The organism is Streptosporangium amethystogenes subsp. fukuiense (genome assembly GCF_042665875.1).
In the GTDB taxonomy this organism is placed as follows: Bacteria; Actinomycetota; Actinomycetes; order Streptosporangiales; family Streptosporangiaceae; genus Streptosporangium; species Streptosporangium fukuiense.
In genome coordinates this window covers 6,289,793-6,305,857 of sequence record NZ_JBHTEE010000001.1, presented here as the reverse complement: position 1 = coordinate 6,305,857, position 16,065 = coordinate 6,289,793, and the positions used below count along the sequence as shown (strand labels likewise).

Here is a 16,065-nt window from a genome sequence, read left to right as displayed (position 1 = left end):
CCGGATCACCGGGACGCCGGTAAGAGGGGAAGCCCTCAGGCCAGGTAGGTCTCCAGCAGGCTGTTCTCGTCCATGTCCGCGCTGCGGCCGGACGCCACGATGTCCCCGACCACCATCACGTACGCCCGGTCGGCGACCTCCAGCGCCAGGCCCACGTTCTGCTCCGCCACCAGCACCGCGGTGCCGGTGGCGACCACGCGGTGCAGCGCGTCCAGCACGTCGCCCACGATGCGCGGGGCCAGCCCCATCGACGGCTCGTCGATCATGAGCAGTCGCGGGCGGGCCATCAGCCCGCGCGCGATCGCCAGCATCTGCTGCTCGCCGCCGGACAGCACGCCGCCGAGCGAGTCGATCCGCCGCCCCAGCACCGGGAACAGCTCGATCATCTCGTCCATCCGGTCGCCGACCTCGGAGCCGGGCAGCCGGTTGCCGCCCATCAGCAGGTTGTCCCTCACGGTGAGGGGGGACAGGATCGCCCGGCCCTCGGGCACGTGGCTGACGCCCAGCCGGGCGACCCGGTAGGCGGCGGTGCGCCCGGTCGCCCGGCCGTCGATCGTCACGGTCCCGGCCGCCGGCCGCACCAGACCGGAGATCGTGCGCAGCAGGGTCGTCTTGCCCGCGCCGTTCGGCCCGACCAGGGCCACGGCCTCGCCCGCACCGACCTCCAGGCTCACCCCGTGCAGCGCCTCGACGGCGCCGTAGCGGGTGACCAGGGAATCAACGACCAGCATCGGGTGCCTCCACGGTGTCCGCTGTGCGACGCTCCTTGGTGCCGAGGTAGGCCGTCTTGACCCGCTCGTCCTGCCACACCTGGTGCGGGCCGGCCTCGGTGAGCACGCTGCCCCAGTCCAGGACGACGACCCGGTGGCAGACCTCGGTGACCAGCCGCACGTTGTGGTCGACCAGCAGCACGGTCACGCCCTCGGCGTTGATCATCTGGATGAGCCGGCCGATGTCGTCGGACTCGGCCCGGTTCATCCCGGCGGTCGGCTCGTCGAGCAGCAGCAGCCGCGGCTCGGTGGCCATCGCCCGGGCGATCTCGACCCGCCGCCGCATGCCGTAGGAGAGCTCGGCCACGTCCACGTCGGTCACCGAGGTGAGGCCGACCCGGTCGATCAGCCGCCGCGCCACCTCGTGCTGCTCGGCCTCCTCGCGCCTGCGCACCCGGCCGAGCTGCCAGCGGCGGCCCTTGAAGGACAGGTGCCGGCCGATCAGCACGTTCTCCAGCACGGTGCTCTCGTCGAAGAGCTTCAGGTTCTGGTACGTGCGGGCGACGCCCGCGGCGGCCAGCCGGTGCGGGCGCAGATCGGCGACGTCGGACCCGGCCAGGGTGATCCGGCCGGCGGTGGGCTGCAGGTAGCCGCTGATCAGGTTGACCACCGTGGTCTTGCCCGCGCCGTTGGGGCCGATCAGGCCGCAGATGGTGCCCTCCCGTACGGAGAACGAGACGTCGTTCACGGCCTTCATCCCGCCGAAGTGCTTGCTGACTCCGGACAGTTCCAGCATCGCGGTCATCGGCTCGCCACCTTCTCGGCAGGGTCTTGGACGTCGGGTGCGGGCCGGTCCTGTCTGCCGCGCAGGCGGCGCCGCAGACCCCGGTAGAGCGAGCGGTCGGACAGGCCGTTCGGCGCGACCAGCAGGATCACGACGAGCAGCACGCCGTAGATCACGTCTTCCCAGTTGGAGCCCGCGAAGTGCAGCGAGTCGCGCAGGACCGTGAGCCCCCAGGTGACCAGGATCGGCCCGGCCCAGTGTCCGTTGCCGCCCACCAGCACGTAGGTGAACACGATGACCAGGGTGGCGAAGCCGTACTGGTCGGGGCTGATCACCGTGGTGCGGTGCGCCTCCAGGGCGCCGGCGCACCCGGCGATGGCGGCGGCCGCGGTGAAGCTCATGAACCGGACCCGGAACACGTTGACGCCCATGCCCTCGGCGGTGCGCTCGTCCAGCCGCACCGCCTTGGCGGCCCGGCCGAAGTGGGAGCGGTGGCTGAGCTCCAGCAGTACGAACGCCACCAGCAGCGTGACGACCAGGTGCTCGGTCCTGACCTCGATCGGGATGCCGGCGATGCCGTTCGGGCCGTTGGTGTAGTCGCTGATCCGGATCAGCACCACGATGGCCTGGGCGAGGGCCAGGCTGCCCAGCGCCATGTAGATGCCGCGCAGCCGCAGCACGGGCGGGGCGAACAGCGCGCCGATCGCGCCCGCCAGCACCGTGGCGGCGAGCAGGCCGATCGCGAACGGCAGCTCGGACTTGGTCGCGATCAGGGCTGCGGTGTAGCCGCCGACCGCGGCGAACCCCATCGGGGCCAGCGACATGATGCCGACCCGGAACGTGACGTGCACGCTGATCACGAGCAGGGTCAGGATGAGCGCGGTGTCCAGCCGGAACAGCTGGAGCGGTTCGAGCCACTCAAACACGGGCGGCCTCCTTCTTGCCGAAGAACCCGGACGGCCGCGCGACCAGCACCGCGAGGATGACGGCGAACGCGATGATCTCCCGGAACACACTGGAGACGTAGGTGGTGGCGTAGACCTCGATCACGCCGAGGACGAGGCCGCCGATGATCGCGCCCTTCACCGAGCCCATGCCGCCGAGGATGATCACTGCGAAGGCGATCAGCAGCAGCCCGTCGCCGGACGAGTACGACACCTGCGCCGCCGACGCGGCGACGAAGATGCCCGCCACGGCGGCCAGCGCGCCGGCCACGAAGAAGCAGATCGAGAACACGAGCTGGCTGTTCACGCCGAGCAGCTCGGCGGTCTCCCGGTTGTAGGCCACCGCGCGGACGGCCCGGCCGGACTTGGTCCGGTTCAGCCAGTACCCGAGGCCCGCCATCGCCACCACGGCGATCACCAGCATGACCACCTGGAGCCGGGGCACGTTCTGGCCGGCGAACTCGAAGGCGCCGACCGGGAAGCCCTGGCGGGGGAACGCCTCGGTCTGCGCGTCGGTGTAGGTGCGCAGCACCGTGGTGAGCACCAGCGAGACGCCGATCGTCGCGACCACGAAGGAGAACTCCGGGGCCTTGCGGCCGCGCAGTGGCGCGAGGACGACCAGGTCGATCAGCACCGACAGCGCACCGGCCGTCACCATGCCCACCAGGATCGCGACCGGCACCGGGACGCCCAGGCGCAGCGCGGCCAGGGCGGCGAAGCTGCCCCAGGTCAGGATCTGCGCATGGGCGAAGTTGAGGAGGTTGAGGACACCCCAGACCAGGGTGACGCCCACGCCCAACAGAGCGTACGTACTCCCCAAGGCCAAACCGTTAATGGTCTGCTGCACACCATCCTCCGCTTCCTCTCGTAGCCCCGGGCCGGGCTGTCCGCGGTGTGACGAGATCGGGGCCAGCGTTGCGTTTCCTCGTTAACACCGGCGTTACCTGCGTCGGAGAGCCCCACCGGGGACGGCCGCGGCCGTTATCGGTGCCCCTTGCCGGTGGTTCCGGGGCGGCTGCTTTCGGGGCGGCGCCGCCGGTCATCCGCGCCCGTTCTCGACCGGGTGCGCCTGGGGCGCCGAGAGCGCCGAGAGCTCTGAGAACTCCATCAGGTTCAGCAGCGTCCCGTCCGGGTCGAGGATGGTGACCACGCGCCGCCGGCGGCCCGGCATGGGGACGAGCGTGACCGGGCCGCCGACCACGGGGATGCCGTGCTCGGCGATCCAGGCCATCGCGGTGTCCATGTCCCCGACCCGCAGCCCCAGGCGGGCCAGCCCGGCGTCCTTGGCCGTGCGCGGCGCCGGGGCGCCGCCGTCGTCGGTGAAGTGCAGCAGGTCCAGGTAGGTGTCGGTGTCCTGGGAGCTCCAGCTGAGCAGGGCCGCCCTGCAGCGGACCGGGCCGGTGACGTCCAGGATCGCCCGGAAGTCGTCTCCGGCGTCGAACTCGAACGGCTGCCCGAGGATCCGGGCGCCGAGCAGGCGGGTGTAGAAGTCGAGCGACCGGTCGAAGTCGCTGCAGACCACGTTGGCGTGGACGAGGTGGTCGATGGTGAGGGTCATCGCGGGGTCTCCTCTGGGGCGGACGGCGGGGGACCCGCCAACGGAGCCGCCCCGGCGCGCCGTGGTGCGGCGTGCCGGGGCGGCGGGTCGGTCGGGGCCGGAGGTTCGCGGGTCAGCGCTTGCAGCCGGGGGCCGTCTGGGCGTCGAACAGGGTGATCTTGCTGTCCACGATCTGGAGCTTGGTGCCCTTGACGTCGGCGGCCCGGTTCTGGGTGAAGCCGATCTTGCCGAACGGGGTGTCGACGCCGTTCAGGGCCGCCAGCGCGTCCCGGACGGCCTTCTTGTCGTTGCTGCCGGCGTTCTTGAAGGCGTGCGCCATCGACCACAGCGACGCGTAGCCCGCCGCCTCGAAGACGGTGGCGGAGCGCTGCGCGCCGTTCTGCCGCCAGTAGTCCAGGAAGTGGGTGTTGTTGCCCTCGCTGCTCTGGCCGTTCCAGGCCGTCACGTACACGAAGCACTGCATGGCCTTGCCGGACTGCTCCATGGTGGCGTCGCTGACATCCGGCGCCATGAACACCGGCTTGTCGAAGCCGATCTCGTCGAGCTGCAGGTAGATCGTGCTCATCATGCCGGGCAGCGGCATGGTGACCAGCACGTCGGGGTTCAGCTGCTTGAGCTTGGTCAGCTGGGCCCGCACGTCGGTGTCGGTGCCGACGAAGGTCTCCACGCCCAGGGTCTGGATGCCGGCGCCCTCCAGTGCCTGCTGGCGTTTGCCGATGACGTTCTTGGCCGCCTCGGAGTCGCTCTGGTACAGGTACGCCGCGGACTTGAGACCGCTGAACGCGGTGGCGAACTCCTTGTCGGCCTGGGGCATCACGTTGGCCATGTCGGGATAGAGGCGGAACATGTAGTCGCCGACCTCGGTGACGCCGCCCGAGGAGAGTCCGACCGCCACGGTCGGGATGCCGTTCTGCTGGAGCTGCGGCCCGGCGGCCAGGAACGACGGGGTGAGGGTGAAGCCCACGACCGCGTCGACCTGGTCCGAGGCGAGCTTGAGCACCGCCTGCACGGCCTCCTGCTTGTCCGCCTTGGTGTCGATCTCCACCAGCTCGATCTTCGAGCCGCCCAGGAAGCCGGTGTCGTTGATCTCCTTGGCCGCCAGCCGCACGCCGTCGCGCTCGCTGGTCCCCACACCGGCGATGCCCGCGGCGCCGCTGACGTCCAGCGGGACACCGATCTTGACAGTGGCGGGCAGGCCGCCGGACTGCGCGCTGCCTCCATCGTCGCCGCCGGAGCCGCACGCCGTCGCCAGCAGGGCCACTCCCAGAACAACTGTTCCGAGTCTGCTCTTTCGCATTTGAACCTCTCATGTCGCCGGCTCCGCAGCGGGGAGCCACCTGGAACGTGACGGCGAAGCGCCGGCAGGACCAGATACTGCGAAGGTCTCGTTAACGTGCGCGTTACGTTGGGGGGTGGAGTCGCGGGGTCACAGACGGCAACGGTCGAATCAGGGCAGCCCCTGCCGATTCACCGGCCCAGCAGGTTCTCGGTGGGCCGGTCGGCGGCCGACAGGATTTCCGCCACCCGGGCGAGCACCTCGTCGTCGAGCTCCACCGCCAGGCCGCTCAGCCCGTCCGCCACCTCGGCCGCGTTGCGGCAGCCGAACAGCGCGACGTCCGAGTACGGCTCCCGCACGGTCAGGGCCAGCGTGAACGCGGCCAGCGAGAGGCCCAGCGAGCCGGCCAGCTCCCGCAGCCGTCCGGCGATCGCCACGTTGGCGGCGAAGGCGTCGCCGGCGAAGAACACGTTGCCCGACGTCCCGGAGCGGCCCTCGCGCCGGCTGCGGCCGCGCCAGTCGTCCGGCTCGAACTCGTGGTCCGGGCGGAAGTCCTCCGACAGCAGCCCGTGCACGTACGAGCCGTAGGTGACGCGCAGCCCGCCGCGCGCCCCGGCGTCCGACAGCTCGGTCAGGTAGCGATGGTCGAGCAGGCTGAAGCTGTACTCGACCGCGGACGGGATGCCGGTGGCCAGCGCCCGCCGGCTCGCCTCGGCGCCGAAGTTGCAGAAGCCGACGTCGCGGACCAGGCCCTCGTCCTTGAGCCGCTGCAGGTTCTCCATCTGCCGCTCGGGGGTGAGCGCCGGGTCGAACTGGTGCAGCAGGTACACGTCGACGTGGTCGGTGCGCAGCCGGGTCAGCGACTCGTCCATGAACCGGCGCAGCGCGTCGTAGGAGGAGTCGCAGACCAGGGTCAGCAGGTTCGTCGGGTCGCTGTAGCGCACGCCCCCCTTGGTGCACAGCCGGACCTCGTCGCGCCGCCCCTCCAGCACCTCGCCGACGATCGCCTCAGAGCGGCCCGAGCCGTAGAAGTGCGCGGTGTCGAAGAACCGCACCCCGGCGCGGTACGCGGCGTCGACGGCGTCCCGGGCGGACTCCTCGTCCACCGCGCCGTACCCCTGCGCGATCATCGTGCCGCTTCCGAAGCCGACGCGGCCGATCAGCTCGTTCCCATCCGGCATGGCGGTTCCCTCTCCTTCGCCCGCGCGCGGGGCGGCGGTCGTCACTTGTCCTCGGCGCCGGCGCCACCGGCGGCGGGCGTGCGCACTACGGCGGTGCCCGTCATCACGACCGCGCCGTGCCGGTCGGTCACGGTCAGCGCGACCGCGGCCGTCCCGGCGGAGCCGTCCACCGACTCGACCTCGGCCCGCGCGGTCAGCGTCGCGCCCGGGAACACCGGGGTGCGGAACCGCGCCTCGTACCGGAGCGGCGACTCGGGGCCGAACCACTCGGTGATCACCCGGCCGGCCATCCCCATCGTGAGCATGCCGTGCGCGAACACCGACGGGTAACCGGCGGCCTCCACCGCGAACCGCTCGTCGGTGTGCACCGGGTTGAAGTCGCCCGACGCGCCCGCGTACTGGACGATCCGGGTCCGGGTCAGGTCCCGGACCAGCACCAGCTCCCTACTCTGGCCGACCGCGACGGCCGTCGCCGCGGCGGGGGAGACGGCGGTCATCCGCCCGCTCCGACCGGGCGGGCGGTCTGCACCATCACCATGGTCGAGGTGACGACCGGCTCGCCGTCCTGGTCGCGGTACTCGGTGATCCGCTCGGTGAAGGTGAGCACACCGCCGCGGCGGCCCTCCTTGGTCCAGGTGCGGCCGGGGCGGTCCACCGCGCTCAGCACGTCGCCCTCGCGCACCGGCCGGTGGTACTCGAACCGCTGCTCGGCGTGCAGGCCGACGCCGGCCGGGTCCGGGCCGCCGGTCCCCGACGGCGTGCTCCCCGACCCGACCCACGGCTCGCCCGGCTTCGGGCGGACCGCGCTGTCCGGGTCGTAGTGCTCGGCCGCCCAGGCGAAGGTCGGCGGGGCGACCGCCGGAGCGCCGGTCAACGCGCCGTGGTAGGCGGGGTCGAGGTCGCCTATGGCCCGCGCGAACATCATGATGTGGCCCCCCTCGACCGGGAACCGCTCGACTGCCATGCCTGTCCCTCCTGCTCGGTGATCGTGATCTTCGCGTGCCGCCGTTCACCCCGGGGTTACGGACGAGGTTCGTAACGTCACGGGTAACGCGCGCACGGGCACGCTGGCCGCCACCGTTTCGCGACGGCGAGACGCCGTCGCCGAGGAGGCACGAGTGTCCGCCGTTGCACGACCGCGGATCGGGCTCAACCTGCCGCTGCGCTTCGCCGCCGGCACCGCCCCGAAGGAGATCGCGGCCTGGCTGCGCGAGGCCGACGCCTCGCCGGTCGACGCGTTGTGGACCCTGGACCAGCTCGTCGGCCGGCTGCCGACGCCGGAGCCGGTCGGCATGCTCGGCTTCGCCGCGGCGCACACCTCCCGGGTGCGGCTGGGGGTCGCGGTGCTGGTCGCCACGGGGCGCAACCCGATCACCGCGGCCAAGGAGCTGGCCGGTCTCGACCGGCTCGGTGGCGGCGGCCGGCTGGTCGTCGGGGTCGGCAGCGGCGACCGTCGGCTGTTCTCCTCGCTGCGGCTGGGCGACTGGGGTCCCGGGGCGGTGCTGGACGAGTTCCTCACCGCGGTGCGCCGGCTCTGGACCGAGGACGAGGTCGACCACGACGGCCCGATCTGGCCCTTCAGCGGGGTCGGGATCAGTCCGCGCCCGATCGCGCCGCCCCCGCTCTGGGTCGGCGGCGGGTCCGTCCCGGCGCTGCGCCGGGCGGTGCGGCTCGGGTCGGGCTGGGTCGCCGCCGGACGGCAGCCCACCGCGCGGTTCGCCGAACTGGCCGCCCGGTTGGACGAGGTCCTCGCCCAGGAGGGGCGCGCCCGGGACACGCTGGCCGTGGCCAAGCGGGTGTACCTGCTGGTCGAGCCGCGGCGCTCCCGGGCCGAGCAGGCGGTCGACGCCTGGTTCTCCGCCTTCTACGGAAGCCCCGAGTACGGCCGGGAGGCCACCGTCTACGGGGACGCCGAGTCCTGCGCCGAGCAGCTGGCCGAGCTGGTCCGGCACGGCGTCACCGACCTGATCCTGCACCCGCTGGACGAGTCGGACCGGCACGGGGCCGCCGTGCTCGGCGAGTTGCTGCCCGCCCTCGCGACGGCCCCGGACCCGGCCGGCTGAGCGGACCGGTCGGCGGCGCCGCGGTGGTCCTAGCGGCGCTTCACCGTCCGGGCGAAGTCCCAGCTCGCCCAGTGCTCGGCGCGGACCACGATGCCGACCCGCAGGCCCGACAGTGCCATCTTCCGGTAGTCGGGCCTGTTGGCGTCGGTGTAGTTGCGCGAGATGATCGCCTCGCCGATGCGCAGCATGGACTCGTCGTCCTCGAAGAGTTCCACCCGGCCGGACACGGTCAGGCCCTTCAGCTCCGAGTAGTCGTCGCCGGACTCCACCAGGCAGGTGATCCGGGGGTCGTGCCGCAGGTTGCGCGCCTTCACCGAGCTCCGCTGGGTCCACATCACGAGGTCACGGCCGATCAGGCCGAACCACATCGTGGCCAGGTGCGGCGAGCCGTCGGGGTTCAGCGTGGCCAGGTGCAGGCTCTTGCGCGTCAGCAGGTAGTCGTACAGTTCGTCCGCCTCGATCGGCAGCGGTCCCTTGCCCATGCAGGGCTCCTTTCTCCCGTGCCCACTACACCGGGCCGGGAGCACCCGGCCGCACCCGCGCACCGCGTAACGCGGCGGGTAATGGGGGGTCGCGTTACGTGGCGCCGAGTACCGGAACCATCCGAACGGGGGTCCTGCCACGATGATCGTGTCGGCAGACGGCGGCATTCAGCTCAACCTCTCCGGCGGTCCTGAGGTCGACGCCGAGATCGTGTACTTCCAGAGCGACGGCCTGCGGCTGCGCGGCGTTCTGGTGACGCCGCGGGAGCGGGCCGGGGCGGTACCGGCCCTGGTCGCGAGCCACGGCTGGAGCGGCGCGGTGAACTTCCGCGTGCTGCCGTTCGCCGGGCGGCTGGCCCAGCGCGGGTACGCCGTCCTCGCCGTCGACCACCGCGGTTTCGGTGGCAGCGAGGGCGTCCGGCTGCGCTGCGACCCGGACGAGCAGGTGCGCGATGTCTCCAACGCCGCGACCTACCTGACCGGGCGGCCGGAGGTCGACGGCTCGGCGCTGGGCGTGATGGGCGCCAGCTTCGGCGGGGCGATCGCGGTCGCCGCCGCGGCCGCCGACGAGCGGCTGAAGGCGTGCCTCTCGCTGGTCCCGCTCGCCGACGGGCGGCGCTGGCTGGAGGAGCTGCACGGGGCGGGCTGGCCCGCCCTGCTGGCGCGGCTGGAGCGCGACGACGCGGAGCGGGCGCGCACCGGGTCCGGGGAGCGGGTGCCGCTGTCGGTGCTGATGCCGCTGCCGCCGAGCCCGGCCCTCGACGCCGAGGCCGCGTTCATCCGGTCGGTTTACCCCGCGGGGTACCCGCTGGAGAACGGCCGGCTGGCGCTGGACTTCTCCCCGGAGAACCTCGCGGCCGCCATCGCGCCGCGCGCGCTGTGCCTGGTCACCCCGGTCGACGACACGGTGATCCCGGCCGACCACTCCCGGGCCGTGTACGCGCGGGCCGGCGAGCCGAAGGAGCTGCACCTGCCGCCGGAGGGCGGCCACGGCGGGCCGATGGGGTCGCTGGTGGACACCACCGCCGAGATCGCCGGGGCCTTCCTGGACAAGCACCTGCGCCCGTCCGGCGGGGCGTCGTGACCGGCATCATGACCGGCGCCGTGAGCGGGCGGCTGGACGGCCGCACGGCCGTGGTCACCGGCGGCGGCTCGGGCATCGGCCGCGCCACGGTCGAGCGCTTCGTCGCCGAGGGCGCCTCGGTGCTGCTCGCCGACCTCGCCGAGGCGGCCGCCGCCGTCGCCGCCGAGATCGACCCCTCCGGGGAGCGGGTGGTGTTCCAGCGCACCGACGTCGGCAGCGCCGAGCAGGTGGAGGCCGCGTTCGCGGCGGCCGTGGACCGCTTCGGCCGGTGCGACATCGCGGTGAACAACGCCGGCGTCATCGCCGGCGGCCCGATCCACGCCGACGGCGCGGACGAGGACTTCGAGCGGCTGTGGCAGATCTGCGTGGCCGGGGTCTGGTACGGCTGCCGCGCGGCCCTTTCGCACATGCGGCCGCGCGGCGGCGGCGTCATCCTGAACACGGCGTCGTCGGCGGCGCTGTGGCCCACCCCCGGCGCCCCGGCGTACGGGCTGGCCAAGGCCGCCGTGGTGCACCTGACCCGCTCGCTCGCCCTCGCGTACGGGCCGGACGGGGTGCGGGTCAACGCGGTCGTGCCCGGTCCGGCCAGGACCGCGATCTTCGCGGCGGCGGGCACGGCCGACGACGGCCTGGAGGCCCGGTACGCGGCCAAGACGGCGCTCGGCCGGATGATCGACCCGGAGGAGGTCGCGGCGGCCTTCGCCTACCTGGCCTCGGACGACGCCCGCTCGGTCACCGGCGCCGCGCTCCAGGTCGACGCCGGGTACCGGCCGAGCACCGCGTGACGCCCCCACCCCGCACTTCCGTAACGCCTTGAGAGTCAGGAGTATCACGATGACCTATCTGGTCACCGGCGCGACCGGGTTCATCGGCTCGTACGTCGTCGACCGGCTGCTGCGCGACGGCCACCCGGTCGTCGCGCTCGACCGGCGGCCCGAGTGGGCGGCCGAGCCGTCCGGCGATCCGGCCGCGCTCACCTTCGTCGAGGGGGACGTCACCGACTTCGCGCTGGTCGCCGACCTGGTCAGCGCGTACCGGGTGGACCGGGTCATCCACCTGGCCGCCGAGCTGCACGACCGGTCCGCGGCGCAGCGCGGGCAGTGCATCCAGTCGAACGTCGTCGGTACCTACAACGTGCTGGAGGCGGCCCGGCTGCTCGGCGTGGAGCGCACGGTGCTGGCGAGCAGCGCGGCCCTGTTCGACCCGGCCGAGTACGGCGCCGGGGAGCCGATCACCGAGGACGCCCGGATCCACGCCGGTGACGTGTACGAGGGCAGCAAGGTCTTCGGCGAGACCATGGGCGAGTACTACCGGAGCTCGCTGGGCGTGCTGAACACCTCGATCCGGATCGGCCTGGCCTACGGCGCCGCCTGCCTGATCGGCACCGCCCGCCGGCTGGTCGACGAGCTGGTCACCAAGCCGCTGGCCGGCGAGACGGGGCGGCCCGCGTTCCGCTCCGGGTCGATGATGAACATGGTGTACATCCACGACACGGCCGACGCGTTCGTCCGGGCGAGCCAGGGCCCCGAGCCGCGGCACGCCGCGTACCACGTGCGCGGCGACTACCGCAGCGTCGGGGACATGGCGGAGATCGCGCGCCGGTTGATCCCGGGCGCCCGGATCGAGCCCGTGGACGCCGACCACCGCTGGCCGATGAACTTCGACGACTCGTACTTCCGGCGGGACTACGGGTACGAGATGCGCTGGCCGCTGGAGGAGGCCCTGGCCGAGATCGTGGCCGAGAAGCGCGCCCTCCATGTCCCGGCGGGCTGATGGTTCGGTATGTCCTGACCACGGACGAAGGCGCCCTGAGCGAGCTCGCTCAGGGCGCCTTCGTCCGTGGGTCACGCGGTATTCGCCTGCCGCGGCAGCGAGGCCAGCGGCTCCGGGCTCTCCAGCGCGGTCACGTCGCCCGGGTCCGCCCCGATGTACACCGCCCGCGCCACCCGTCGCAGCACCTTCCCGTTGCGTGTCTTCGGCAGCGCCGGCACCGCGTGCACCGCCTTGGGCCGGGTCGCCTTGCCCTCCCGGGCCACCACCGATGCCTCCAGCCGGGGCAGCACCTCGGCCGGGTCGGCGCCGTCGGCGAGCACGACGAAGCAGACCAGCGCCTCGCCCTTGAGCTCGTCCGGGACGCCGACCGCCGCCGCCTCGATCACCTCCGGGTCGTCGACCAGCAGCGACTCGATCTCGGCCGGGCCGACCCGCTTGCCGGCCAGCATGATCGTGTCGTCGGACCGGCCCAGCAGGAACCAGTGCCCGTCGGCGTCCACGTAGGCGAAGTCGCCCTGCTGCCAGTTGCCCGGGTACCGGCTCCAGTACGTCTGCAGGTACCGCTCCGGGCCGTCCCACAACCCCTTGGTGATGCCCGGCCACGGACCCCGCACGACCAGCTCGCCCACCGCGCCCCGGATCGAGCGGCCGTCGGGGTCGAACACGTCGGCGGCCATGCCCAGGGTGGGGCCGGAGAACCCGGCGGGCTTGATCGGCCGGTGCACCGAGCCGCTCACGATGGACGCGCCGCACTCGGTGCCGCCGCTCATGTTGACGATCGGCAGCCGCCCCTTGCCCACGTGGCGGAAGCACCACCACCACGGCTCCAGGTTCCACGGCTCGCCGGTGCTGCAGATCGCCCGCAGGTCGGGCAGTTCGTGCGCGTCGGGCCACCGGTCGCCCAGGCCCGCCAGGATCCGGACCAGGGTGGGGGAGACCCCCAGCACCGTCACCCGGTGCCGCTCGACCAGCGACCACAGCCGGTCGGGTGTGGGGTGGTCGGCGGTGCCCTCGTACAGTACGGCGGTGGCGCCGTTGGAGAGGGCGGCGGTCACCGTGTAGACGCCCATCACCCAGCCCATGTCGGTGAGCCACAGCAGCCGGTCGCCGGAGTCCAGGCCGTACCCGTGCCGGGCCTCCTGCGCGAACTTGAACGGCAGGCCGGAGTGGGTGTGCAGGCAGCCCTTGGGCCGGCCGGTGCTGCCGGAGGAGTACAGCAGGATGCACGGGGTCTCGGCGTCCAGGACCGGGGTCTCGGTGACGGGCTCGGCCGCGGCCAGCGCCTCGTCCCACCACTCGTCGCGGCCCGCCGTCATCGGGGCGTCCCGGCCCAGCCGCCGCAGCACCAGCACGTTGCGCAGCCCCGGGAGGTCCTCGGCGGCCTCGTCGAAGGTCTCCTTCATCGGGACGAGCCTGCCGCGGCGCTCGAAACCGTCCGCGGTGACCATCAGCCGGGCGCCGGAGTCCAGCAGCCGCTCGCGCACCGGGGTGGGCCCGAAGCCGCTGAAGAACGGCGCCACGACGGCGCCGATCTTGGCGGCGGCCAGCACGACCACCACGGCCTCGGGCACCATCGGCAGGTACAGCGCGACCACGTCGCCCATGCCGACGCCGCGCGCGGCGAACGCGCCCGCGGCCCGGTCGATCTGCTCCTTCAGCTCGCCGTAGGTGACGGTGCGGACCGAGCCGTCGTCGCCCTCCCAGACGACCGCCTCGTCGTCGCCGCGGCCCTCCTCGACCCACCGGTCCACCGCGTAGTCGGCCCAGTTGAGCCCGCCGCCCTTGAAGAAGTGCGGGAACTGCGGGCCGTCCGACAGGTCGAGCACCTTGTCGTACGGCCGCAGCCAGCGCAGCACGTCGTCGGCGGCCGCGCCCCAGAACCACTCGGGGTCGGCGGCGGCGCGGGCGGCCACCTCCTCGAAGGTGGCGATTCCGTGCCGGGCCGCCATCCGTCCCAGCGGGGTGCCGGGGAAGTCGGCGGGGTCCGGTTCCCAGGCGACCGGCAGCCGGTTGAGCTCGTCGACGTTCATTTGATCGCCATCGGGTTCAGCGGCGAGCCGACCGCCTTGGTGAACGGCAGCGGTCCGGCGGCGAACATGAACTCGTACACGCCGTCGCCGGCGCAGTCCTCGGCCAGCTTCTCCAGGTCGAAGATCTCGCCGATCAGCAGGCCGGCGCTGACCAGCAGCACGATGTGCACCGGCTGGAAGATCTCCTCCAGCTCGTTCGGCCGCACCTCCATGCCCCAGGTGTCGGTCGCGACCCCGGCGATCTCGTTCCCGCAGATCCAGTGCGCCGAGTCCAGGGTGAGCCCGGGGGCGTCGCCCGCGGCGTACCCGCCCCAGGCGCCCTGCTCCCGGCACATGGCCATGTGGCCGGTCCGGACCAGCACGAAGTCGCCGCGACCGACGGTGACGCCCTGGGACTCGGCGCACGCGGCCAGTTCGGCGCTGTCGATGCCCTGCCCCGGCTCCAGCCAGGGCACGCCGCGGTGGCGGGGGATGTCCAGCAGTACGCCGCGCCCGACGACCTTCTCGGTCATCAGGTGGATCGCGTTCTTCTCGGCCCCGGTGCTGGAGACGTGTTCCTGCCCGTAGCCGTTGTACATCTTGCCGTCGTAGAACACGTGCGACAGTGCGTCCCACTGGGTACCGGACTGCAGCGGCATGTAGATCGCGTCGTCGGCGTACCGCAGCCGGGCCATGTGGTCCTGGGCGCCGATGGCCGCGTCGCCGCCGTCCTGCAGCATGAAGTGCAGCGGGTTGACCCGCCCGCCCCAGCCGTTCTGCGGGCCGTTGCCGTCGTAGGGCAGCGCGCAGGAGATGACCTTGCCCTGCCGGACCAGCCCCGCCGCGGCGACGATCATCTCCGGCTCGATGTGGTTGAGCGTGCCGAGCTGGTCGTCCGGGCCCCACCTGCCCCAGTTCCGGTATCGGTCGCACAGCGCGTGCACGTCGTCGAGCGTCACCTTGCGGACTGGCGCCCCGTCGGTGTCAGTGCTCATGCCGATGTCTCCTCATCCTCACGAAATCCTGTCGAACTCGTGGACGGCAGCGGGTCAGCCCCGCTCGGGCAGGGTGCCGAAGCGCCGGCCGAACCAGTCGGCGATCAGCTGGCGGGCCGGGTCGGGCTCGTCGGTCTGGCAGTGCTCGGCGCCGCCCTCGGCGACCGTGAAGATCCGCAGCGTCTTGTCCGCCGAGCCGGCCGCCTCGAAGGCCTTGTGCGCGTCCTCGACCGCGACCTGGCGGTCGTTCTCGCCGTGCACGATCAGCAGCGGCTGGGTGAGCTTGGGCAGCACGTCCACCAGCGTCCACTGCCTGACCCGCTCCAGGCCGGCCTCCATGGTGTCGGTGCCCATCACCCAGGGCAGCTGGAACCACGGCACGGACACGGTCTTGGACCGGGTCGCCCAGCGCTTCTCCCAGGTGGCGCCCCAGTCCCAGATGCCGCCCCAGGCGGCGCACGCCTTGATCCGCGGCTCGAACGCGGCCGACCGCGGCGCGTAGTAGCCGCCGAGGCTGATGCCCATCACGCCGATCCGGCTCGCGTCCACGTCGGCGCGGGTCTCCAGGTAGTCGATCACGGCGCCGGTCGGCACCTCGTAGTCGGGACGCGAGGGCACGCCGCGCAGCCGCAGCGGTTCGCCCACGCCGGGGCTGTCCATCACCAGGCAGCTGATGCCCCTTCGGACGAACTCCTCCTCGACGAAGCCGTAGAGGATCTCCTTGGTGACGTCGAAGCCGCCGTAGAAGATCACGACCGGGGCGGGCTCGGCGGTCCGGGCCGGGATGAGGTACCCGGGCAGGACGCCGTCGGGCGAGTCCACCTCGATCCGCTCCACGTTCAGCGGTGCCAGCTCGATCGCCTTCTCGAAGGCGTCCAGCGAGGCCCGGTAGCTCGCGCTCTTCTCCGGGCCCGGCGGGATCTGCCGCTCGCCGCTGGCGTGGTACACCGAGGCGCGCAGGTAGCGGAGACCGGCACTGCGGCGCAGCCCGGTGGCCAGGTCCTCGGCGGCCTGGGCCTCCTGCTGCTCGGCCATCCCGGCCCACGCCTTGCCCCAGGCCTCGCCGTCGGGCTCGCCCTCGCGCAGCGGCGACAGCCAGCGGTTCATCTCGCCGAGCGAGCCGCCCGCCATCAGGGCCAGATTGAAGGCCGACGACCACATGTAGTTGTCCGGGAAGTAGTAGAACACCGAGGGCTCCGTTCGCGT

Annotated in this window: 17 protein-coding genes; 4 read left to right on the top strand and 13 right to left on the bottom strand. The window is 72.6% G+C overall.

Annotated elements, in window-relative coordinates:
• Nucleotides 1–35 precede the first annotated feature (35 nt).
• From ACFQVD_RS27425 to ACFQVD_RS27385, 9 genes are all read right to left on the bottom strand, one after another.
• On the bottom strand, nucleotides 36–731 hold the full coding sequence (locus ACFQVD_RS27425; RefSeq protein ID WP_343970089.1) for an ABC transporter ATP-binding protein: 696 nt from the start codon (nucleotides 729–731) through the stop codon (nucleotides 36–38).
• The gene (locus ACFQVD_RS27420; protein WP_343970086.1) at nucleotides 718–1,515 is read right to left on the bottom strand and encodes an ABC transporter ATP-binding protein; all 798 of its coding nucleotides are present in this window, start codon (nucleotides 1,513–1,515) and stop codon (nucleotides 718–720) included. Before ACFQVD_RS27420 ends, ACFQVD_RS27425 begins: the two co-directional genes overlap by 14 nt.
• Nucleotides 1,512–2,420, bottom strand: coding sequence for a branched-chain amino acid ABC transporter permease (locus ACFQVD_RS27415; RefSeq protein WP_343970083.1), 909 nt, complete (start codon nucleotides 2,418–2,420; stop codon nucleotides 1,512–1,514). The genes ACFQVD_RS27420 and ACFQVD_RS27415 overlap by 4 nt, the downstream gene beginning before the upstream one ends.
• Nucleotides 2,413–3,285, bottom strand: coding sequence for a branched-chain amino acid ABC transporter permease (locus ACFQVD_RS27410; protein ID WP_343970080.1), 873 nt, complete (start codon nucleotides 3,283–3,285; stop codon nucleotides 2,413–2,415). The genes ACFQVD_RS27415 and ACFQVD_RS27410 overlap by 8 nt, the downstream gene beginning before the upstream one ends.
• 192 nt (nucleotides 3,286–3,477) lie before the next feature.
• Complete coding sequence (locus tag ACFQVD_RS27405; protein ID WP_343970077.1) at nucleotides 3,478–3,996, bottom strand: VOC family protein; 519 nt, start codon at nucleotides 3,994–3,996, stop codon at nucleotides 3,478–3,480.
• A 112-nt stretch (nucleotides 3,997–4,108) separates the two neighbouring features.
• The gene (locus ACFQVD_RS27400; RefSeq protein ID WP_343970074.1) at nucleotides 4,109–5,293 is read right to left on the bottom strand and encodes an ABC transporter substrate-binding protein; all 1,185 of its coding nucleotides are present in this window, start codon (nucleotides 5,291–5,293) and stop codon (nucleotides 4,109–4,111) included.
• Nucleotides 5,294–5,463: 170 nt separating this feature from the next.
• The gene (locus tag ACFQVD_RS27395) at nucleotides 5,464–6,453 is read right to left on the bottom strand and encodes an aldo/keto reductase (protein ID WP_343970071.1); all 990 of its coding nucleotides are present in this window, start codon (nucleotides 6,451–6,453) and stop codon (nucleotides 5,464–5,466) included.
• Between the two features lie 41 nt (nucleotides 6,454–6,494).
• Nucleotides 6,495–6,950, bottom strand: coding sequence for a MaoC family dehydratase (locus ACFQVD_RS27390; protein ID WP_343970068.1), 456 nt, complete (start codon nucleotides 6,948–6,950; stop codon nucleotides 6,495–6,497).
• Complete coding sequence (locus ACFQVD_RS27385; protein WP_343970065.1) at nucleotides 6,947–7,417, bottom strand: FAS1-like dehydratase domain-containing protein; 471 nt, start codon at nucleotides 7,415–7,417, stop codon at nucleotides 6,947–6,949. The genes ACFQVD_RS27390 and ACFQVD_RS27385 overlap by 4 nt, the downstream gene beginning before the upstream one ends.
• Before the next feature lie 154 nt (nucleotides 7,418–7,571).
• Here ACFQVD_RS27385 and ACFQVD_RS27380 point away from each other — a divergent pair, with 154 nt between their 5' ends.
• Nucleotides 7,572–8,516, top strand: a complete 945-nt coding sequence (locus ACFQVD_RS27380; protein ID WP_343970062.1) for an LLM class flavin-dependent oxidoreductase — start codon at nucleotides 7,572–7,574, stop codon at nucleotides 8,514–8,516.
• Nucleotides 8,517–8,545: 29 nt separating this feature from the next.
• On the opposite strand, the gene ACFQVD_RS27375 is transcribed toward ACFQVD_RS27380, so the two are convergent.
• Nucleotides 8,546–8,998, bottom strand: coding sequence for a PPOX class F420-dependent oxidoreductase (locus ACFQVD_RS27375; protein WP_343970059.1), 453 nt, complete (start codon nucleotides 8,996–8,998; stop codon nucleotides 8,546–8,548).
• A gap of 142 nt (nucleotides 8,999–9,140) precedes the next feature.
• Here ACFQVD_RS27375 and ACFQVD_RS27370 point away from each other — a divergent pair, with 142 nt between their 5' ends.
• From ACFQVD_RS27370 to ACFQVD_RS27360, 3 genes are read left to right on the top strand one after another with little or no spacing between them, the layout of a single operon-like run.
• Entirely contained in the window at nucleotides 9,141–10,082 is a 942-nt protein-coding gene (locus ACFQVD_RS27370; RefSeq protein ID WP_343970056.1) for an alpha/beta hydrolase, read from the top strand.
• Nucleotides 10,079–10,867, top strand: coding sequence for an SDR family NAD(P)-dependent oxidoreductase (locus ACFQVD_RS27365; protein ID WP_364146707.1), 789 nt, complete (start codon nucleotides 10,079–10,081; stop codon nucleotides 10,865–10,867). Before ACFQVD_RS27370 ends, ACFQVD_RS27365 begins: the two co-directional genes overlap by 4 nt.
• Before the next feature lie 49 nt (nucleotides 10,868–10,916).
• On the top strand, nucleotides 10,917–11,855 hold the full coding sequence (locus tag ACFQVD_RS27360) for an NAD-dependent epimerase/dehydratase family protein (protein ID WP_343976025.1): 939 nt from the start codon (nucleotides 10,917–10,919) through the stop codon (nucleotides 11,853–11,855).
• Between the two features lie 71 nt (nucleotides 11,856–11,926).
• Here the strand turns inward: ACFQVD_RS27360 and ACFQVD_RS27355 are convergent, their stop codons facing one another.
• The 3 genes from ACFQVD_RS27355 to ACFQVD_RS27345 are packed head-to-tail and all read right to left on the bottom strand — an operon-like array spanning nucleotide 11,927 to nucleotide 16,047.
• The gene (locus tag ACFQVD_RS27355; RefSeq protein WP_343976029.1) at nucleotides 11,927–13,885 is read right to left on the bottom strand and encodes an AMP-binding protein; all 1,959 of its coding nucleotides are present in this window, start codon (nucleotides 13,883–13,885) and stop codon (nucleotides 11,927–11,929) included.
• Entirely contained in the window at nucleotides 13,882–14,859 is a 978-nt protein-coding gene (locus ACFQVD_RS27350; protein WP_343976032.1) for a cyclase family protein, read from the bottom strand. Before ACFQVD_RS27350 ends, ACFQVD_RS27355 begins: the two co-directional genes overlap by 4 nt.
• A 54-nt stretch (nucleotides 14,860–14,913) precedes the next feature.
• Complete coding sequence (locus tag ACFQVD_RS27345; protein WP_343976035.1) at nucleotides 14,914–16,047, bottom strand: alpha/beta hydrolase family protein; 1,134 nt, start codon at nucleotides 16,045–16,047, stop codon at nucleotides 14,914–14,916.
• Nucleotides 16,048–16,065 lie beyond the last annotated feature (18 nt).

Excerpts from the sequence above, each read along its gene's own strand:
- ACFQVD_RS27420 (WP_343970086.1), bottom strand. The coding sequence starts at position 1,515 with ATGACCGCGATGCTGGAACTGTCCGGAGTCAGCAAGCACTTCGGCGGG.
- ACFQVD_RS27355 (WP_343976029.1), bottom strand. The coding sequence starts at position 13,885 with ATGAACGTCGACGAGCTCAACCGGCTGCCGGTCGCCTGGGAACCGGAC.
- ACFQVD_RS27385 (WP_343970065.1), bottom strand. The coding sequence starts at position 7,417 with ATGGCAGTCGAGCGGTTCCCGGTCGAGGGGGGCCACATCATGATGTTC.
- ACFQVD_RS27375 (WP_343970059.1), bottom strand. The coding sequence starts at position 8,998 with ATGGGCAAGGGACCGCTGCCGATCGAGGCGGACGAACTGTACGACTAC.
- ACFQVD_RS27390 (WP_343970068.1), bottom strand. The coding sequence starts at position 6,950 with ATGACCGCCGTCTCCCCCGCCGCGGCGACGGCCGTCGCGGTCGGCCAG.
- ACFQVD_RS27350 (WP_343976032.1), bottom strand. The coding sequence starts at position 14,859 with ATGAGCACTGACACCGACGGGGCGCCAGTCCGCAAGGTGACGCTCGAC.
- ACFQVD_RS27405 (WP_343970077.1), bottom strand. The coding sequence starts at position 3,996 with ATGACCCTCACCATCGACCACCTCGTCCACGCCAACGTGGTCTGCAGC.
- ACFQVD_RS27370 (WP_343970056.1), top strand. The coding sequence starts at position 9,141 with ATGATCGTGTCGGCAGACGGCGGCATTCAGCTCAACCTCTCCGGCGGT.
- ACFQVD_RS27400 (WP_343970074.1), bottom strand. The coding sequence starts at position 5,293 with ATGCGAAAGAGCAGACTCGGAACAGTTGTTCTGGGAGTGGCCCTGCTG.
- ACFQVD_RS27395 (WP_343970071.1), bottom strand. The coding sequence starts at position 6,453 with ATGCCGGATGGGAACGAGCTGATCGGCCGCGTCGGCTTCGGAAGCGGC.
- ACFQVD_RS27360 (WP_343976025.1), top strand. The coding sequence starts at position 10,917 with ATGACCTATCTGGTCACCGGCGCGACCGGGTTCATCGGCTCGTACGTC.
- ACFQVD_RS27425 (WP_343970089.1), bottom strand. The coding sequence starts at position 731 with ATGCTGGTCGTTGATTCCCTGGTCACCCGCTACGGCGCCGTCGAGGCG.